Annotated in this window: 18 protein-coding genes and 1 riboswitch; all 18 genes read right to left on the minus strand. The window is 68.3% G+C overall.

Annotated elements, in window-relative coordinates:
• Positions 1-3: 3 nt before the first annotated feature.
• A complete protein-coding gene (cobA, locus tag INF37_RS07915) occupies positions 4-1,497 on the minus strand; it encodes a uroporphyrinogen-III C-methyltransferase (protein ID WP_193537564.1) in 1,494 nt (497 codons plus the stop codon).
• Positions 1,490-2,359 carry a hydroxymethylbilane synthase gene (gene hemC, locus INF37_RS07920; protein WP_101693443.1) on the minus strand — a complete coding sequence of 290 codons (870 nt, stop codon included), beginning with the start codon at positions 2,357-2,359 and terminating at the stop codon, positions 1,490-1,492. Before hemC ends, cobA begins: the two co-directional genes overlap by 8 nt.
• Positions 2,356-2,805 (minus strand): precorrin-2 dehydrogenase/sirohydrochlorin ferrochelatase family protein, encoded by a 450-nt coding sequence (locus INF37_RS15685; protein WP_235964257.1) that lies wholly within the window; start codon positions 2,803-2,805, stop codon positions 2,356-2,358. The genes hemC and INF37_RS15685 overlap by 4 nt, the downstream gene beginning before the upstream one ends.
• A 14-nt stretch (positions 2,806-2,819) precedes the next feature.
• The gene (gene hemA / locus INF37_RS07925; protein ID WP_235964258.1) at positions 2,820-3,998 is read right to left on the minus strand and encodes a glutamyl-tRNA reductase; all 1,179 of its coding nucleotides are present in this window, start codon (positions 3,996-3,998) and stop codon (positions 2,820-2,822) included.
• A 1-nt stretch (position 3,999) separates the two neighbouring features.
• On the minus strand, positions 4,000-4,692 hold the full coding sequence (gene cobI, locus INF37_RS07930) for a precorrin-2 C(20)-methyltransferase (RefSeq protein WP_193537566.1): 693 nt from the start codon (positions 4,690-4,692) through the stop codon (positions 4,000-4,002).
• The gene (locus INF37_RS07935) at positions 4,689-5,543 is read right to left on the minus strand and encodes an ATP-binding cassette domain-containing protein (protein ID WP_193537568.1); all 855 of its coding nucleotides are present in this window, start codon (positions 5,541-5,543) and stop codon (positions 4,689-4,691) included. Before INF37_RS07935 ends, cobI begins: the two co-directional genes overlap by 4 nt.
• Complete coding sequence (cbiQ, locus tag INF37_RS07940; protein ID WP_193537570.1) at positions 5,540-6,322, minus strand: cobalt ECF transporter T component CbiQ; 783 nt, start codon at positions 6,320-6,322, stop codon at positions 5,540-5,542. The genes INF37_RS07935 and cbiQ overlap by 4 nt, the downstream gene beginning before the upstream one ends.
• A 4-nt stretch (positions 6,323-6,326) precedes the next feature.
• Positions 6,327-6,617, minus strand: a complete 291-nt coding sequence (locus INF37_RS07945) for an energy-coupling factor ABC transporter substrate-binding protein (RefSeq protein ID WP_101693447.1) — start codon at positions 6,615-6,617, stop codon at positions 6,327-6,329.
• A gap of 13 nt (positions 6,618-6,630) precedes the next feature.
• The gene (locus INF37_RS07950; RefSeq protein WP_193537572.1) at positions 6,631-7,344 is read right to left on the minus strand and encodes an energy-coupling factor ABC transporter permease; all 714 of its coding nucleotides are present in this window, start codon (positions 7,342-7,344) and stop codon (positions 6,631-6,633) included.
• 158 nt (positions 7,345-7,502) lie between these two features.
• Positions 7,503-7,695: riboswitch (cobalamin riboswitch) on the minus strand.
• Between the two features lie 37 nt (positions 7,696-7,732).
• Positions 7,733-8,539 carry a sirohydrochlorin cobaltochelatase gene (locus INF37_RS07955; protein ID WP_193537574.1) on the minus strand — a complete coding sequence of 269 codons (807 nt, stop codon included), beginning with the start codon at positions 8,537-8,539 and terminating at the stop codon, positions 7,733-7,735.
• A gap of 18 nt (positions 8,540-8,557) precedes the next feature.
• Entirely contained in the window at positions 8,558-9,205 is a 648-nt protein-coding gene (locus tag INF37_RS07960) for a precorrin-8X methylmutase (protein WP_101693450.1), read from the minus strand.
• Between the two features lie 3 nt (positions 9,206-9,208).
• Entirely contained in the window at positions 9,209-10,711 is a 1,503-nt protein-coding gene (locus INF37_RS07965) for a cobyric acid synthase (protein WP_193537576.1), read from the minus strand.
• Complete coding sequence (locus INF37_RS07970) at positions 10,711-11,760, minus strand: pyridoxal phosphate-dependent aminotransferase (RefSeq protein ID WP_193537578.1); 1,050 nt, start codon at positions 11,758-11,760, stop codon at positions 10,711-10,713. The genes INF37_RS07965 and INF37_RS07970 overlap by 1 nt, the downstream gene beginning before the upstream one ends.
• 24 nt (positions 11,761-11,784) lie before the next feature.
• Positions 11,785-12,771: an adenosylcobinamide-phosphate synthase CbiB gene (gene cbiB / locus INF37_RS07975; protein ID WP_101693453.1), complete on the minus strand. Its 987-nt coding sequence runs from the start codon at positions 12,769-12,771 to the stop codon at positions 11,785-11,787.
• Complete coding sequence (gene cobT, locus INF37_RS07980; protein ID WP_101693454.1) at positions 12,768-13,829, minus strand: nicotinate-nucleotide--dimethylbenzimidazole phosphoribosyltransferase; 1,062 nt, start codon at positions 13,827-13,829, stop codon at positions 12,768-12,770. The genes cbiB and cobT overlap by 4 nt, the downstream gene beginning before the upstream one ends.
• A gap of 2 nt (positions 13,830-13,831) precedes the next feature.
• On the minus strand, positions 13,832-15,202 hold the full coding sequence (locus INF37_RS07985; RefSeq protein WP_193537580.1) for a cobyrinate a,c-diamide synthase: 1,371 nt from the start codon (positions 15,200-15,202) through the stop codon (positions 13,832-13,834).
• On the minus strand, positions 15,199-16,401 hold the full coding sequence (cbiE, locus tag INF37_RS07990) for a precorrin-6y C5,15-methyltransferase (decarboxylating) subunit CbiE (RefSeq protein WP_193537582.1): 1,203 nt from the start codon (positions 16,399-16,401) through the stop codon (positions 15,199-15,201). The genes INF37_RS07985 and cbiE overlap by 4 nt, the downstream gene beginning before the upstream one ends.
• The gene (gene cobK, locus INF37_RS07995) at positions 16,398-17,144 is read right to left on the minus strand and encodes a precorrin-6A reductase (protein WP_193537584.1); all 747 of its coding nucleotides are present in this window, start codon (positions 17,142-17,144) and stop codon (positions 16,398-16,400) included. The genes cbiE and cobK overlap by 4 nt, the downstream gene beginning before the upstream one ends.

The following is a 17,144-nucleotide window of genomic DNA, read 5'->3' on the forward strand; positions in this document are numbered from 1 at the left end:
GGCTCACCCCCGGGCGCACTCCACCGCACACTCGGTCAGGGCCTCCAGAGTGGCCGAGCGGGCCACCCGGACGGGGATGCCGCTGCGCCGGGCCTCGGCGGCGGTCTGCTCCCCGATGCATATGCCGGTGATGCGGGAGAGGTCGGCCCCCTCCCCCACCGTGGCGAGAAATCCCTTCACCGTGGAGGCCGAGGTAAAGGTCACCAGATCCACCCGGCCCTCCTCCACCGCCTCCCGCAGAGCCTGGCTCCGGGGATTGCGGTAACAGGTCTCATAGATAGCCACGTCGTTATATTCCAGTTTAGCGCGTTCCAGCGCCTGCGTCAAGGCGGGGGACCCCTCCCTGGCACGCAGGAGGAGGACCCTGCCCGCAGCCTGGGCGGCCAGCGCCTCGCCCAGGTGGGATGCGTCGTAGACCTCCGGGATCAGGTCGGCCTTCAATCCATGCCCGGCCAGCGCACGGGCGGTCCCCGGCCCGATGGCAGCCAAGCGCACCCCGGCCAGAACTCTGGCGTCCAGACTCATCCGCTCCAGAGCCGCCCAGAGGAACTCGGCCCCGGCCGGACTGGTGAGGGCCAGCCACTCATACCGCTCCAGGTGTCCCAGCGCCTCCTCCATCTCGGGACAGGGCGAAAGGGGGATGGTCTCGATGCAGGGGTACTCCCACACCTGGGCCCCCAGGGCACGCAGCCGTCCGGTCAGCGTCCCGGCGCGCTCCCGGGGCCGGGTGACCACCACCTGCTTGCCCCGCAGGGGGAGCCGGTCAAACCAGTCAAACTCCTCCGCCAGGGCACACACGCCCCCTACCACGATGACGGCGGGGCTGCGCACCTCCGCTGCGGCCGCCCGGGCGGGCAGCTCTTCCAGGGTGGCGGAGATCCGCCGCTGGTCGGGGGTGGTTCCCCGCTCCACCACGGCAGCCGGGGTGGAGCCGTCCATTCCGGCGGCCAGAAGCCCGGCGCAGATGTCCGGAAGGGCCGACACCCCCATCAGAAAGACCAGGGTACCCTTCGTGCGGCACAGTGCCTCGAAGTCGATATCCAGCTTCTCCCCCGCCCGGCGGTGGCCGGTGATGATGTGGAGGGAGGAGCAGAAATCCCGGTGGGTCACCGGGATGCCCGCGTAGGCCGGGGCGGCAATGGCCGAGGTGATGCCGGGCACCTCCTCAAAGGGGACGCCATGCCGGGCCAGGAGCTCCAGCTCCTCCCCACCCCGCCCGAAGAGGAAGGGATCGCCCCCCTTGAGGCGGACCACCACCTGGTTCCCGCTCCCCTCCTCCAGGAGGATGCGGTTGATCTCCTCCTGGGGCACGGGGTGGCATCCGGCGTTCTTGCCCACGTCGATCCGCCGGGCCTTCGCCGGGATGAGGTCCAGAATGGCGGGGCTCACCAGGCGGTCATAGACCACCACGTCGGCCTGGGCCAAAGCCTCCCGCCCCTTGACGGTGAGCAGGCCCGGATCTCCGGGGCCGGCTCCGACCAGAATCACCTTACCCATGGCATTTCTCCTCCTTGATCCGTGCGCCCAGGCGGCTGCCCAGGGCCTCGGCCTCCTGCCGGCTCCCCCGGATGGTCTGCCGCCGGCCGGTCTCATCCATACCGGTGAGGAGGAGCTCCTCACCCTCGATCACGGCGTAGGCGGCCACCGGAGAGGAACATCCCCCGTCCAGTACCCGCACGAAGGCCCGCTCCGCCAGGGCACAGTCCCGGGCGTCCGGGTCGTTCAGGCTCTCCAGCCACGCCGGGGCGTCCCGCCGGGTCTGGACGGCCAGGATGCCCTGCCCGGCGGCGGGGAGCATCTCTTCCGTGGAAAAATACCGGGCGATGCGCCCCTCCAGTCCCAGGCGGCACAGTCCCGCGGATGCCAGGACCAGGGCGCCGTACTCCCCGCTGTCCAGCTTGCGCAGCCGGGTCTGCACATTCCCCCGGACCGGCCGGACTTCTACTCCGGGAAAGAGGCGTTCCAGCTGGAGCGCGCGCCGCCGGCTGGCACAGCCGATGGGCTTCGTCCGATCCAGCTCTGCCGCACCCTCGGGCAACACCAGCACATCCCGGGGATCGGCCCGGCGGGGAAAGGCCACCACCGGCAGCTCCGGATGGGTCTCCATGGGCAGGTCCTTGAGGCTGTGGACGGTGATATCCACCCGCCCCTCCAGCAGAGCCGCGTCCAGCTCCCGGACAAACAGGCCCTTTCCGCCCACCTGGTCCAGCGTCCGGTCCAGGATCTTGTCCCCGGTGGTCTTCATGGTCACCAGCTCCAGCTCCACACCGGGACAGAGGGCGCGCATGGCCTCCATTACCAGCTCGGACTGCCGGACGGCCAGCAGGCTCTCCCGGCTTCCGATACGGATCACGCTCATTTCCACTCCTCCAATGTCCGGCGCACCGCCCGGGCCGCTCCGGCCACGGCCCGGTGGTCCCCGTTGCGGGAGACCATGCCGGCGATCAGTTCTCCGCCCTCACAGATGGCGGGAAAGAAAAAGGTACACTCTCCGGGCGCGTCGGCCACGCTGACAGGGATGCCCAGGCTCCGGGCCTCCTCCCCCACCGCGGCGTTCACCTGGCGGTCATCGGTGGCGGCCACCGCCAGGTCCGCCCCGGTCAGATCTCCCGGGGCATAGGGGCGCAGCACATACTCCGCGCCCTCCAGCCGCTCTTTTACCTGAGGGGCCACCACCCGCACCCGGGCCCCAAAGCGCAGCAGCACACCGGTGCGCCGGGCGGCTACCGTTCCGCCGCCCACCACCACGGCCCGCTTGTCCCGCAGGTCCACAAAGAGGGGAAACAGCATTCTGTTTGATTCCATGCCCTTCCTCCTCTCTATGCCCGGGTGTGGGCGCGGATCTTGCGGGCGCAGTGGGTCAGGTCCTCCGCGCTCAAACAGCCCTTCAGATTCCCGGCCAGCAGCTCCACCGCCCGGCTCACGGCCAGTTCGGCGGCCTCTTCCGGCTCCAGCTCCGCGCATCCGGCGGCCAGCACCCGCTCCAGCACCGCCGCCTTGACCTCTTCGATGGCCCCCAGGCTGGAGCGATAGCCCTCCCACTGGCGGAAGCGCTCCATGGCGGCGGTGAGGATGGCCTCCCCCTCCGGCGGGATCACCCGCTCCACGCCGCAGCCCAGGGTGTCGATGTTGTAGAGGGTCACGTCTGCCCGCTCCCCCACCTGAGGGGCGATGTCCCGAGGGATGGCCAGATCCACCAGCAGACGCGGGGGCCGGGAGAGGGCGTCGTACTCCTCTGCCCCCACCGTATAGTGGGGACTGGTAGTGGCCGAGAGGAGGAGATCCATTCCCTCCATGGCCTGGTAGCGCTCCTCATAGGGAGCCACGGCACACCCAGCGGGGACCACCGTCTCCCCATGGCGGTAGGTGCGCAGGGTCACGGTCACGGCGCACCCCGCCTCCCGCAGGAGCCGGGCCGAGAGCCGTCCCATCTCCCCGTTGCCGATGACGAGCGCCCGCTTGCCGGAGAGTCCCCCGGTCTCCGCCTGGATGACCTCCACCGCCCGGGCCGCCGAGGAGGGGGACACGCCGCTCACACGGACCTTGCTCCGCAGCTCCTTCCCGGCCGACACCGCAATGCGGAAGAGGGTCTCCAGCACGCTGTCCGTACTCCCCGCCCGCCGGGCGATGGTCAGAGCCTCCCGCACCTGGGAAAGGATCTGATCCTCTCCCCAGATCCGGGAGCGCAGGCCGGCAGCCACCTCAAAGAGGTGGCGTCCCGCCTCCTCCCCCGACAGCGTCCGGAAGGCTCCGTCAAAGAGGGAGAGTTCCACCCCCGCGGCCTCGCAGAGGAGCTGGGGTCCGGGGGGCAGCTCCCCCTCCCAGGAGCAGTAGAGCTCGGTGCGGTTGCAGGTGGAGAGGAGGACACAGCCCCGGATGCCGGGCCGGCGGGCCAGCTGGGCGCAGACCTCCTCCACCCGTCCCTTGGTAAAGGAGAGCCGCTCCCGCAGGGCGATGGGGGCCCGCCGGTCGCTCAGGCCGCAGTAATAAATGCCCATCTCAGTCCCGGTCCTTTCCCGGCGCGAAGAGGACGGAGAAATAGCGGCTCTCCGGGTCCATGTCGGCCGCCCGGGGCCAGACCTGCTCCTCCTCCATGCCGCAGTTGGAGACCGCCATGGCCCCCTCCAGCCGTCCGTGCTGCTCCAGCGTCTCCAGGAGCCCGCCCAGACGCCGTCCGGCCTTCATGTAGATCTGATTGGCGGGGAAATCCACGCAGTCCTCCACGCTGTGGCTGGCCGGAACGATGAGGAGCCGCTCCTCTCCCTGGCACAGGCTGATGCCCAACCGGGCGGCCACGGCGCAGAAGGAGGGCACGCCGGGGATCAGACGGGCCTCGTAGCCCCGCTCGGCCACCCGCTCATGGATGTAGAGATAGGTGGAGTAGACCGACGGGTCTCCCAGGGTGATGAAGGCCACGTTCTTCCCCTGATCCAGCAGGGCGCACAGGGTGTCGGCGTTTGCCTCATAGCTCTGCGCCAGCACCTCCTTGTCCCGCACCATGGGGGTGGGGCAGGAGAGAAGCTCCTTCCCCTCGATATAGGCCTGCACGATCTTGCGGGCGGTCTGTTCGCCGCTGCCCTTGTCGGGCATGGCCACCACGTTGGCCTCCCGCAGAATGCGCACCGCCTTCAGGGTGAGCAGCTCCGGGTCCCCGGGACCCACCCCCACGCCGTACAGTATTCCTCGCTTCATCTCATTTCCTCCTTGTTGAGCAGCTCTAATATGGCCCGGCGGACCGCTCCAATGGTGGCGGCCGAGCGGGGCAAATCTATCCCGTCCTCCCGGGCCAGGACCTCCATCAGATGGGCCATCCGGGGCAGACGCAGGTGGTTTTCCCGCAGGAGTCCGGGCTGGCAGACCAGCTCCTCCGCCGTTCCCTCCCCCGCCACGCGCCCTCCGCTGAGTACATAGGCGTAGTCGCAGTAGAGGGGCACGATGTCCATATCGTGGGTGGCCAGCAGAATGGTCATCTTCAGCTGGTCCCGCAGGGCGGTGAGCAGGCGCATCAGTTCGCTCACCCCCTGGGGGTCCAATCCCGCGGTGGGCTCATCCAAAATCATCACACTGGGCTCCATCACCAAAACCCCGGCGATGGCCACCCGCTTCTTCTGTCCGTAGGAGAGGGCATGGGTGGGCTTGTCCCGCAGGGCGGTCACCCCCGTGCGCTCCATGGCCAGCTCCACCCGCCGGCGTACCTCCTCCGGAGGCAGACCCAGGTTCACCGCTCCGAAGGAGATGTCCCGGTACACGTCGGCGGAGAAGAGCTGGTCGTCCGGGTCCTGAAAGACGATGCCCACCTTCCGGCGCAGCTCGGGCAGATCCCGGCGGGCATAGGATACCTCCTTCCCGTCCAGCAGCACCTGCCCCCCGGAGGGAGTGAGCACCCCGTTCAGATTGAGAAAGAGGGTGGACTTGCCTGCGCCGTTGGCCCCCAGAATCCCCGTGACCGCCCCCCGGGCAGCCCGGATGGAGATGGCGTCCAGGGCCCGGGTGCCGTCCTCATAGGTATAGCACAGTTCCCTTGTCTCGATGGCGTAGTTCATCCCAGCAAGCTCCTTTCCAGCGCCAGCGCGCCCAGCTGCGCCGCGCTCACTCCGGCCAGCACGGCATAGAGCCACTTCCCCGGCACGGCGTCGGCAGGCAGTGTGTCCAAACGCCCCTTATAGCCCCGGGATTCCAGGGCGGTAAAGGAGCGCTCCCCCTGCCGCCAGGCCCGGAGGAAGAGCATGGAGACCAGCGTCCCCATGCTCTCCAGACTCCTGCGCCAGCCCTGGTAGCCCAGCCGGGATTCCTGGGCCACCCGGATGCGCCCGGCGGTGTCCGTGAGGACAAAGATGAAGCGGTAGATCAGCTCCATCAGCTCCACCAGGAGCTTGGGCACCCGCAGCCGCTCCAGGGCCAGGGTCACGTCGGTGACGGGGGTATTAAGGGAGAGGAAATACATGGCCGACACCGCTCCCATGGCCTTACACAGCACCATGAGACTCAGATCCCGGTATTCCGCCGTGATCCCCCAGCGGAAGCGGCCCAGAAGCTCCACCGCCCACAGTGCGCCTTCCTCCGGTGAGAGGGGACGCACCAGGATGGTGAGACAGCCCACGGCCAGAAAAGCCAGCGGGACCTTGAGAAAACGGAGGACCGTCCTCAGCCCCTGCCCGCCCAGCCACACATTGAGTCCCCCCATCAGAAGCAGGGTGGCCACTCCCACGGCGGCGCTGTCACAGCACACGCACAGGAGCAGGGGGATCAGCGACAGCCACAGCTTGGGGATGGCGTCCACCCGCCGCAGGCGGGAGGCATAGGCATAGCGATCGGTCCCCATGTGGTCACGCGTCCTTGTTGTCCGGTTTCCGGGCGGTGATGCGGCCCAGGATAAAGCACACCACGCCGGACCCCACCGCCGCCTGGAGGGCGAAGAGCAGGGATTCGATCTCGCCGCTGGCCGGCTCCAGGATGGGCTCAAACCAGGGTTCAAACCCGGGCACGCTCTCCTCCACCAGCTCGGCGGCCATGCCGTCGGCTCCGCCGAACTCGGCCTCCCGGCACAGCCACAGAGGGGCCGCCGCCAACAGGATCACCAGCAAAATGAGGATGGTATTTTTCTGCCAGACTTTCATGTTCCGTCCCTCCTTACAGCACCGAGAGCTCCAGCAGCTCATCCCGGGCATACTTCTCCAGCACGTTGAAGACCACTACCGTCAGCAGACCCTCGGCCACGGCCAGGGGGAGCTGGGTGACGGCAAAGATGGTCAGATACTCCCCGATGTTTCCGTAGACCACGCCCAGCTGCACCGAGGTGGTCACATAGGTCACCAGGTCCCCCAGCGCGGCGGCGCAGAAGACCGCCACGGCGGGGCGGGCCTTCAGCTTCTTGAGCAGCAGGTACACCCCCCAGGAGACAAAGGGCCCCACGATGGCCATGGAGAAGACATTGGCCCCCAGGGTGGTAATGCCGCCGTGGGCCAGCAGAAGAGCCTGGAACAGCAGCACGATGAGCCCCAGCACCGTGGTGGCGGTAGGCCCGAAGAGGATGGCGCCCAGTCCCACACCGGTAGGGTGCGAGCAGGAGCCGGTGGCCGAGGGGAGCTTGAGGGCCGAGAGCACAAAGGCGAAGGCGCCGCACATGGCCAGCAGCACCTTGGCCCGGGGGTAGTCCCGCACCCTCTTCTGAATAGAGCGCATACCGGCGGCCACAAAGGGCACGCACACGGCCATCCAGCCAAAGGCCCAGGGCCGGGGGAGATAGCCCTCGGCGATGTGCATGGCCGAGGCGCTCACGGTGAGCACGCCCAGCGCCATACACAGGGCGGCGGCCAGGCGGACACAGGAATCCAATCGTTTCATGGTACATTCATCCTTTCCCAATTTGCACTTTGGTCAAAGGTCCCGCCCCAGCGGGACCGGTCCTGCGCCCGGGCTCACCCGGTACCGGCTTTTGAGTTCCACTGCTTCTTCACGGGAAACACACCTCCTATCATCCGTAGCGGTATGGTTTGCCGGCATGGCCGGCGCGGTCTGCGGCAGGTCTTCCGACTCTGGCCTCATGGCGCGCCCGTGTCTTCCCGGCCCGAAGGGGCCAGTGACTTGTATGCGGGTTTGCTCTTCCATCACGGCAGCGGGACTGTGCGGGATTCTCACCCGTCTTCCCTTTTGAAACCGCCCCGCAGGGCGGTTACCGCAGACCGTCTCTTCTATCCCCGGAGCACGCTCCGGTGAGAAAGCGTCTCGGCGCTCAGTCCGGGCGCTTGTCTCCCTCTTCTTCCCCCTGGGCCGCCAGGGCGTGGCCGGCAAAGAGGGCCCGGAAGGCCGGGTATTCCCCCAGGCCCCGCAGCACACATTCCACCGTATAGCCCTCCCGCTCCAGGCGGCTCTTCCAGGAGTCCTCTTCCTCGCCCGCCATGTCGTTGGCGGCGTGGTCCCCCGCCACCACCATGAAGGGCTGGAGTCGTACCCGGCGCACGCCGCTGCACTCCCGCAGGCGGCGCATGACCTGGTCCAGGGTGGGGTATCCCTCCACCGTCCCCAGAAAAGCCCGGTCCCAGCCCCGGTCGTGGAGGGCATACTCCAGCAGGGCATAGGCGGAATTGGCAAAATGCTCGCTGCCGTGGCCCATAAAGACCAGGGCCTCATCTGCCTCCGGAGCGGGGATGGATTCCATCACCGCATCGGCTGCGGCCAGATAGTCCTCCGCCGTGGTGAGCAGGGGTTTGCCCACCACAAAGCGGGCAAAACGCCCCCGCCAGGGCTGTGCCTGGGCACAGAGCTTGTCATATTCCTCTCCATTGAGGATGTGGGTGGGCTGGAGGAGCACGTCCTCATAGCCCTCCCGGGCCAGGCGCTCCAGGGCCTGGTCCACATTGTCGATCTGTACGCCGTCCCGCCGCGCCAGCTTGCGCAGGATCATGCCGCTGGTAAAGGCCCGGAACAGCGTCCGGTCCGGCAGGGCGGCGGCCACAGCCGCCTCGATGCGGCTGATGTTCTTCTCCAGCGTCTCGGGATAGCTGGTCCCGAAGGAGACCATCAGAAGTGCTTTCCCCATGGTATCTCACCTCACGTATTACTCTCTCCGGTCTCCGGAGGCCAGGTAGAGCAGGGCGTTGCAGATGGCTGCGGCGATGTTGCTCCCCCCCTTGCGGCCCCGGGCCACGATGTGCTCCCCTCCCATGGAGAGGAGCAGTTCCTTGGACTCCACCACGTTGACAAAGCCCACCGGCACACCGATGACCAGCTCAGGCCGGAGCCGTCCCTCCTCCATCAGCTGGCAGGCCCGCACCAGAGCGGTGGGGGCGTTGCCCAGGGCCAGGACCACGGGCCCTTCCAGCCCGGCGGCCCGCTCCATGGAGACAGTGGCGCGGGTCTCCCCCCGCTCCCTGGCCTCAGCGGCCACATCCGGGTCGGACATAAAGCACACCACGCGGCCGCCAAAGCCCTCCAGCACCCGCTTGTTGATGCCCGCCCGGGCCATCTGGGTGTCGGTGACGATGGTGCAGCCCTTCCGCAGGGCCTCCACCCCCCGCTCCACCGCATGGGGAGAAAAGACCAGATTGTCGGCATAGTCAAAGTCGGCGCTGGTGTGGATACACCGCTTCACCACGGCCAGCTGCGGGGCCGGGATGTCCCGCTCCCCCAGCTCGGAGGCGATGATCTCCATACTCCTGGCCTCGATCTCAGCGGGGGCCACCCGCTGCAAGTGGATCTCTCTCATGTCCTATTCCTCCCGGTTGAGAATGCGGTAGACCCGCTCCATATCCAGCCCCGCACGCACGGCGTCGGCCAGAATGTCATACTGGCGCTCCTTGTAGTCCGTCCAGTCCAAGACAGCCTCCTGCTCGCCCAGCCCTCTGGCCTGGCGCAGGCAGTTGACCAGCGCTCCGGCGCAGCCGCCCTGATCGAAAAGGCCGTGGACATAGCTGCCCCACACATTGCCCCGGGCCAGACCGTCGGCCTTCTCCACGCCGTCCAGGGTGTGGAGGCGGGCGCAGCTCCCGGCAGCATCGCCCCGGGCGGTCTCGCCCATGTGGATCTCATAGCCCTCGAGCTCCACGCCGTTCATGCCCGCAAAGATCCCCTCCAGGCCGTGAAAGACGCCCTGGACCCGGGTGCGGGTCTTTTCTCCCCGGAACACGGTGCGCCCGGGCAGCAGGCCCAGGCCGGGCAGGCTTCCGCCCCCCTCCACACCGTCGGGGTCGGAGACCTCCTCCCCCAGCATCTGATATCCGCCGCAGATGCCGATCACCGCGCCGCCCCGGGCGGCGTGTTTGCGGATGGCACTCTCCAGGCCGCTGGCGCGCAGCCAGCGCAGGTCGTCCAGGGTGTTCTTGGTGCCGGGGAGCAGGATGAGGTCGGGCTCCCGCAGCTGGGCAGGACTGGACACATACCGGAGGGAGACCTCGGGGATGCGCTCCAGGGGGTTGAAGTCGGTGAAATTGGAGAGCTTGGGCAGCCGGATCACCGCCAGGTCGATGAGGCCCACCCCGCCGCCGTTCCCCAGCCGCTGGGAGAGGGAGTCCTCGTCGTCCAGGTCCACGTTCACCATGGGCACCACGCCGGCCACAGGGATGCCAGTGCGCTCCTCCAGCATGGAGAGGCCGGGGCGGAGGATCTCCACGTCTCCCCGGAATTTATTGATGACAAAGCCCTTGAGCCGTGCCCGCTCCTCCGGTTCCAGCAGGGCCGCCGTGCCGTAGAGGGAGGCAAACACCCCGCCCCGGTCGATGTCGCCGCACAGGAGAACCGGGGCGTCCACCATGGCGGCCAGGCCCATGTTCACGATGTCCCCGTCCTTCAGGTTGATCTCGGCAGGGCTTCCTGCCCCCTCAATGACGATCACGTCATATTCCCGTGCCAGGCTCTCATAGGCCTCCAGGATCTCCGGGATGAGCTCCCGCTTGTAGGCGAAATAGTCCCGGGCCTTCCAGTTGCCCCGGGGCACGCCGTTGACGATGAGCTGGGAGCCCACGTCGCTCACCGGCTTGAGCAGGATGGGGTTCATCCGCACGGAGGGCTCGATTCCCGCCGCCTCGGCCTGCATGACCTGGGCCCGGCCCATCTCCAGTCCCTCCCGGGTGATGAAGGAGTTGAGGGCCATGTTCTGGGATTTGAAGGGGGCTGCCCGGAGCCCGTCCTGCCGGAAGATCCGGCAGAGGGCGGCGCACAGGAAGCTCTTCCCCGCGTTGGACGTGGTCCCCTGTACCATGATGCACTTTGCCATCAGTCCAGTACCTCCTTCAAGGCGTTGAGCAGAATGTCGTTTTCCTCCGGAAGCCGCACGGCGATGCGGTAGTCGCACGCCCCCAGTCCGGGGTAGTTGGCGCAGGAGCGGATGAGCACCCCTCGCTCCAGCAGGCGCTCCTTGAGGTCGCTCCGCCCGGGCGCGGAGAAGAGCAGGTAGTTGGTCTCGCTCTCCCACACGGTCAGGCCCAGGGCCCGCAGCGCCGCCGTCAACCGGGCGCGCTGGGGGCGGATGACCTGCTCCATGGCCGTCTCCGGCCATCCGGGACAGGCGCAGGCGGCGATGCCGGCGGCCTGGGCGGGGGCTGAGACGCTCCAGGGCTGCCCCACCCGGTAGAGCCGCTCGGGCAGCTCCGGATGGGCGGTCAGACAGTACCCCAGGCGCAGCCCGGGCATGGCGTAGCACTTGGTGAAGGCCCGCAGGAGCACCAGCCGCGGAAACTCCGAGAGCCGGGCGGCCAGCCCCTCTCCCCCTCCGTCGCAGAGGTGGAGGAAGCACTCATCCACTACCAGCCAGACCTTCTCCTCCTCCGCCCGCCGGAGGATGGCCTCCAGCACGGGCTGGGCCACCCGCCGCCCGGTGGGGTTGTTGGGGCTGCATAGGAAGGCCAGCTCCACCCCACCCGAAAGGGCGGCGGCAAAGCCCTCATCCACTGCAAAGCCATTCTCCCGGGCCAGAGGATAGCGGACGACCTCTCCCCCGGCCGCCTCCACGGCCTGGGCATATTCAGAGAAGGTGGGGGCGGTCACCAGTGCCCGGCGGGGCCGCAGAGCCAGGCACAGCCGGAAGATCACATCGGCCGCGCCGTTTCCGCAGCAGATCCACTCGGCCGGGACGCCGTCCCGCCGGGAAATGGCCCGGCGCAGCTCCCGGCACAGACTGTCCGGGTAGCGCTGGGCATCCACGACGGCCGCCTGGGCCGCCTCCGCCACGGCAGGGGGCATCCCCAGCGGGTTCTGATTGGCGGAAAAGTCCAGCACCGGTCCGGACTGGGCGTAAATGTCTCCGCCATGGGTATAGATGGGCATGGGATGACTCCCTCCTTTTGGGATTTAAAAGGGAAAGCGCAGGACCATCAGCGGCACCCCACACAGCAGGAGCAGGGACAAAAAGGCCGTGCCGTACATCAGCCGGTTGGCCCGCAGGATGTCCAGGGCCTCCACCGGGTGGATGGGGTCGCCCAGGGTGGGCTTCTCCACCCTCCGGCCAAAGTACACGGCCGGACCGGCCAGCTGCACCCGCAGGGCCCCGGCACAGGCGGCCTCGGTGTGAGCCGAATTGGGAGAGGCGTGGTTCTTCCGGTCCCGCCGGAAAATGCGTATCGCCCCCGGTCCGTCAAATCCGGTGAGAAAGGCGCTCAGGCACATGAGCCCCCCCGCCAGCCGGGCGGGCAGAAAGTTGAGGACGTCGTCCAGCCGGGCCGCAGTCCGCCCGAAGTAGAGATAGCGCCCATTCTTGTAGCCCACCATGGAGTCCATGGTGTTGACCGCCTTGTAGGCCATTCCGGCCAGAGGGCCGCCCAGGGCCAGGTAGAAGAGGGGGGCCACCACGCCATCCGAGGCGTTCTCGGCCACCGTCTCCACCGCCGCCTTGGCCACACCGGTCTCGTCCAGCTTCTCGGTGTCCCGGCCCACGATCATGCTCACCGCCCGGCGGGCTCCCGGAAGGTCTCCATCCCGGAGGGCGCGGTAGACCTTCCCGCTCTCATCCCGCAGGGACCGGGCTGCCAGCAGCTGATAGCACAAGAGGGTCCGCACCCCGAAGTCCAGGGCCGGGTGGAGTCTGGCGCACAGGGCGAGCACCAGTCCGGTCACCCCCACGGAGAAAAAGAGCACCAGGACCACCAGCGCCGTACCGCCGGCCCGCTCTCCTCCCGGGGTTTTGGGAAAGACGCGGCGCAGGGGCCCCTCCAGCCCCGCGATGAGCTGTCCCACGGCCCGGACCGGGTGGGGGGCCCAGTGGGGGTCCCCCAGCAGCAGATCCAGGCAAAACCCCAGAAGCAGGGCGGTCAGGTTGGTCTGAAAAAAGGATTGTATCATGTCAGCGGCTGGTAAGCCTCCACCTCGATCTCATCAAATGTGGCCATCTCCCGGTAGACCGCCAGGGCCATATCCAGCAGAGGCATGACCGCCGCCGTCCCGGTGCCCTCTCCCAGGCACATTCTGGCCCGCAGGAAGGGGGTCAGGCCCAGGGCCTCCAGCAGCAGTTCCCCGGCGGGCTCCGCTGAGACGTGGCTGGCCAGCAGGTAGTCCCCCGCCGCCGGGCAAAGCCGCACGGCGCACAAGGCAGCCGCCGCCGAGATGAACCCGTCCACCAGCACGGGTACCCGGCAGGCCGCGCCGCCCAGGAAGACCCCGGCCAGACCGGCCAGATCCAGTCCTCCCACCTTGGAGAGCACGTCCACCGGGTCGGTTGGATCGGGCTGGTTCACCGCCACGGCCCGGCGGATGGCGTCCACCTTGCGCACCAGCCCCTCCGAGGAGAGGCCCGCGCCCCGGCCGGTGACCGTCTCCGGCTCCACGCCCAAGAGCACCGAGACCACGGCGGAAGAGGCCGTGGTGTTGCCGATCCCCATCTCTCCGGTACCCAGGAGCTTTACGCCGGAAGCACAGAGCTCCTGCGCGATCTGGATGCCGGTCTCGATGGCCCGGACACAGGTCTCCCGGTCCATGGCCGGCTCCCGGGTCATATTGCGGGTCCCCCGCATGAGGTTGCGCTGAAGGATGCGCGCCCCCTCCACCGGACGGGCCACGCCGATGTCCACCGGAACCAGCTCGGCACCAGCCACCCGGGCCATACAGCAGACGCTGGTATCCCCCTTGGACATATTCTCTGTGACGATGGCGGTGACCTCCTGTCCTGTCTGGGTCACCCCCTCGGCCACCACGCCGTGGTCGGCGCACATGGCCACGATGGCCCGGCGGCTCAGGTCTACGTCGGGGCTTCCGCCCATGGCCGCGATGCGTACCACCGCATCCTCCAGAAGGCCCAGGCTGTGCAGCGGCTTGGCGATGGAATCCCACCGGCGGCGGGCGGCCTGCGCGGCCCGCTCATCGGCAGGCGTGATCTCTCGTACGGTCTTCTCCAACAGTCCCATGTTCATCCCTCATTTTCCCCATGATATCTGGCACAGGCGGCCACAAATCGCTCCGCCGCCTGTTGACAGCCGCAAAAATGTACGTGCGGAAATCCCGCATAGAGGGTGGGCGTATGCCAGGCGCAGTCCCACCCCCGCTTGCTCCTGGGCTTCTGGGCGTGGAAATCTGCTCCCGGCCGGTCGCTCTCCCAGTAGTGGAACTCGTGGGCCGGTAGGCTCTCCCCCGCCCCGCAGAGCAGGCCCTCCGTCCGGGCCGTCAGCGTGATATAGCCAAAGCGCCCCAGCTTTCCCTGGTTCCAGGCCGCGGCGGGCAGGACACCCACCAGGGGGCGGTCCACCCCGTCCGCGTCGGAGAGGGTCCGGTGGAGGTAGAGAAAGCCTCCGCACTCGGCCACGGTGGGCATCCCGCGATTCACTGCAAGGCGCACTGCCCGGCGCATGGCGGTATTGTTGGCCAGCGCCGCTCCGTAAAGCTCGGGATAGCCGCCCCCCAGATAGAGCCCGGCGCATCCCTCCGGAAGTTCCTCGTCCCGCAGCGGGGAGAAGGAGACCAGCTCAGCCCCCAGTTTCTCCAACAGCTCCAGGGCGTCGGCGTAGTAGAAGCAGAACGCCTCGTCCCGGGCCACGGCGATGCGGGGCCGGGACGGATGGGAGGCGGCGATGTTCTCCTCTTCCGGCGGCAGGTCGGGGGCGGACCGGGCCAGGGCCAGAAGGCCGTCCAGGTCTATGCTCTTCTCGGCCTGGGCAGCCAGGGCAGAGAGCTTTCCCCGCAGGTCGGACACCTCTGCGGCCGTGATGAGGCCCAGATGGCGGCTCTCTAGGGAGGCGTCGGGGAGAACCGGAAGGTAGCCGTAAACCGGGATGCCGGTCTCCTCCTCCACGCAGTCCTTCAGGGCGGGGTAGAACATGGGGGAGACCCGGTTGAAGAGCACCCCGCGGATGCCGTGTTCCTCCTCCAGGGCACAGAAGCCCTTCACCACCGCCGCCAGAGAGCGGGCCGCGCCCCGTCCGTCCACCACCAGCACCGCCGGCGTGGCGGTCCGGCGGGCCAGGTCCCAGGCGCTGAGCTCGCTGGAGAGGGCCGCGCCGTCGTAGTAGCCCATGGCCCCCTCCAGGATGGCGGGTCCATGGCCGGCGCAGTTCTGACGCAGAGAGCGGCGCACCGCCTGCTCCCCCATCAGAAAGAGGTCCAGGTTGCGGGAGGGCACCCCCAGCACCTCCGCGTGGAACATGGGGTCGATGTAGTCCGGCCCCGATTTGAAGGCCACCGGGTCCAGCCCCCGGTTTACCAGGGCCTGGAGCACGGCGCAGGTCACCGTGGTTTTACCGCACCCGCTGGCGGGGGCGGCAAAGAGCAGACGGGGAGGATTCATTCCGCTCCCCCCGTTCCGCTGATGAGCCACACCGGATTCTGGGCCTCCATCATGTGGTAGCTTCCCGCTTTCCGGGTCCGGGTGACCGCCACCTGGACCAGGTCCACATCCTGAAAATGCAGTTCCTCAAAGGCCGACACCGCCTCCTGGAGGGTCTCCAAAGTCACGGCCGACACCACCGCCCGGAGGCCGGGGCGCTTGTCCAACGCGGCGGCCAGGATGGCCCGCAGGGCACCCCCGCTTCCCCCCACAAAGACCCGGTCGGGGGGCGGCAGCTCTGCCAGGGCCTCGGGGGCGGTCCCGGACACCGGGATCACGTTGGAGGCACCCAGGGCCGCGGCGTTCTGAGCGATGAGCTCCAGGCCCTCGCTCCGCCGCTCCACCGCGTAGACCACTCCGGCCGGGGCGGCCAGGGCGCACTCCACCGACACCGAGCCGGTGCCCGCCCCCACGTCCCAGATCACGCTCTCCCGCTCCGGACGGAGCTTGGAGACCACGAGGGCGCGGACCTCCTCCTTGGTCATGGGCACCTTTCCCCGCTGAAAGGCACTGTCGGGCAGACCGGGCGCGGTAGCGGATCGCTCCACCGGGTGGGGATGCTCGGCCAGCAGCACGGCGAGATCGGCAAACTCCTCCCCCGCCAGGGACTGGGCCGTCCCCGCACAGATGCGCTCCTCCGGGTAGGAGAGCCGCTCCCCAACCCAGATCCGCACATCACCCAAGCCCCGGCTGCACAGCTGCGCACACAGGTCCTGGGCCCGGGTCTCACCTCCCGTGAGAACAAAGGTGCGCCGGTGGCTCTGGATCTCCCCCACCGCGTTGTGGGTACGTCCATGGGCGCTCACCCAGTGGACATCCTGCCAGGTGGTGTTGAGCCGGGCACAGAAGTAAGCGAGAGAGGAGATGCCCGGGATGGTATGTACCTCGTACCCCTCCAGCAGAGGCCAGAGCGCCTTTGCCCCGCTGTAAAAGCCCGTATCTCCGGAGAGGAGGACGGCCGCCGGGCCGTCGCTCTCCCCTTCCAGGGCGGCGAGGATCTCCCGCGGGCGGATGAGGGGATGAGCCGGTTTCTCCCCGCTCCAGGGCTCCAGCAGCCGGGGGGCGCCCAGGAGCACCCGGCTCTCCTCGATGGCCCTCCGGGCTTCCCCGGTGAGGGTGTCCGGATTTCCCATGCCCACGCCGATCAGATAGACTTTCATGGCCGCTGCGCCTCCCAGTTCCTTTGAAATTCCGCCAGCGTCTCCCCCCGCTCCCGGGTGGGACGCTCCACCACGATCAGCCGGCAGCCCGTGTCCCGGGCGGCCGCGCACTTCTCTTCAAATCCTCCGGCCGCACCGCTCTCCTTGGTCACCAGCACGGAGATGTCCAGCTGCCGGATCACGGCCCGGTTGAGCTCCGCCGAAAAGGGCCCCTGCATGGCGATGATCTGTTTCGGGGGAAATCCTGCTGCCTGACAGGCTTCCAGAGAGGACACGCTGGGCAGCACCCGGGGATAGCACCGCTCCCGCAGCCCCGGCTGGGCGAAGGGAGCGAGCTCCTTGCTGCCCGTGGTGAGCAGGATGTTCCCCGGCAGTTCCCGGCACAGCTTAGCGGCGTCGGTCAGGCTGGCGCAGCGCAGGAAGTCCCCCGCCCCCTCTTCCGCCCGAACGATCCGCCGGTAGGGCAGGTCCAGCTTCTCACAGCAGGCGCGGATCTGGGCGGTGACCTGTACAGCATAGGGGTGGGTGGCGTCGGCCACGCAGCAGAAGGGACGGCTTTTCATCAGCTCCTCCATCCCTGCCTCGTCCAGCCGTCCGGTGTGGACCGCGATCCCCTCCCCCTCGGGCAGGAGAGTGGCCCCGTAGTCGGTGGCCACACAGACGGTCACCCGGCAGTCCCGCCGGGCCAGCCACAGGGCCAGCTCCCGGCCCTCCGTGGTGCCGCCAAAGAGCAGGACCTCCAT

The sequence above is a fragment of the Pseudoflavonifractor gallinarum genome, from assembly GCF_014982855.1.
In the GTDB taxonomy this organism is placed as follows: Bacteria; Bacillota; Clostridia; order Oscillospirales; family Oscillospiraceae; genus Pseudoflavonifractor_A; species Pseudoflavonifractor_A gallinarum.